The sequence below is a fragment of the Rhodoplanes roseus genome, from assembly GCF_003258865.1.
Taxonomy (GTDB): domain Bacteria; phylum Pseudomonadota; class Alphaproteobacteria; order Rhizobiales; family Xanthobacteraceae; genus Rhodoplanes; species Rhodoplanes roseus.
The window spans coordinates 1-1,371 of sequence record NZ_NPEX01000188.1 but is presented as its reverse complement, the minus strand read 5'-3'; the positions used below and the strand labels follow the sequence as shown (position 1 = coordinate 1,371).

General features: G+C 75.8%; 1 protein-coding gene. It reads right to left on the bottom strand.

Features of this window, described 5'->3' with window-relative positions:
• Positions 1–222: 222 nt before the first annotated feature.
• Positions 223–1,371, bottom strand: a 1,149-nt coding sequence (locus tag CH341_RS21710; protein WP_342635027.1) for an ADP-ribosylglycohydrolase family protein, incomplete at its 5' end; no start/stop codon positions are given.

Here is a 1,371-nt window from a genome sequence, read left to right as displayed (position 1 = left end):
CTCCGGCTCGACGGCGGCGGCCGGCCGCATCGGGCCGAGCAGCGTCAGCACGATGGCGCAGGCGGCGGCGACGCTGGTGACGGCGACGCTGGTGGCGGCGGCGGCGACCGCCGGCCTCGGCGACACGCGGCGCATCGACTCAACTCCTCGCGTTGTTGTCCGCGAGTTGTCGCGCCTCCGGCGGCCGGCGTAAAGCCGCGCGAGCGCCGCGGCGCGCCGCCGTCAGCTCGCCTGCCCGGAGCGCACCGGCCGCGGACCGAAGCGGACCACTGCCGGGTCGCCGTGCTGGGAGGCGTGCTCGTACAGCACCCCGGAGAGGCGCTCGATCTCCTCGCGCCAGGCGAGCCGCTCGCGCCACTCGGCCGGAATGCCCGACACGCCGTAGACGGCGCCGGCGAGCTGGCCGGCGACGGCGGCGGTGGTATCGGCGTCGAAGCCGAGATTGGCGGCCATGATCACGGCGCTGCGGAAATCGGTCGTCCGCGCCACGCTCCAGATCGCCGCCTCCAGCGTGTGGGCGACGAAGCCGGTGGAGCGGATCGCGTTGCGCGACTCGCCGCGCCACGAGCCGTTCATCACGGCGGCGATCGGCCCGGCGAGGGCCTCGCCGCGCGCCCGGAACACGGTCGAGAGCGGCGCCCCGGCGATGGCGTCGCCCAGCATGCCGGCGAAGGCGGCGCACGCATCGAGCGTGGTCGGAGCGGCATGCGTGGTCCGGCCCTGGCGGCGTGCCGCCTCGGCCAGGGCGGCGGGCTGGTTCCAGTAGCGGATCGCGACCGGCGAGAGCCGCATCAGCGAGCCGTTGCCGGCGACCTCGGGCGAGACCGAGCCGGCCAGCGGATCGCCGGTGCGCTCCCAGGTCTCGATCGCCTCGCGGGTGGCGTTGCCGATGTCGAAGCACTCGCCCCGGCAGGAATAGCGCCCGGTCCGGTACCAGGCCTCGAAGCGGCGCATCAGGTCGGTCTCGTCGACGCCGCCGCGCTCGGCCAGGCTGTCCGCCAGGGCGAGCGCCATCGCGGTGTCGTCGGTCCACTGGCCGGGATCGAGCCGGAACGGGCCGCCGCCGACCAGGTCGGTGAGGCGCGGGCAGGCGTCGCGGAGCTCGAACTCGAGCGTGGTGCCGAGGGCATCGCCGACCGCGAGGCCGACCAGCGCGCCGACGGCGCGGTCCCGGACCGCCGCGGCGTCGACGGCGGGTTTCGGCTCGGCGACGGGCCGCACGCCCTGCACGAAGCGTTCCTGCTCGATCGTCTCGATGGCGCCGGGCCGCGCCTCGCGCACCGCCGACATGGCGGGTAGGCGGGGCAGCGCCCGACCGGATCGAACCGGCCGGATACCGGCGTCGCGTTGAAGACGTAGCGCTTCTCGCAG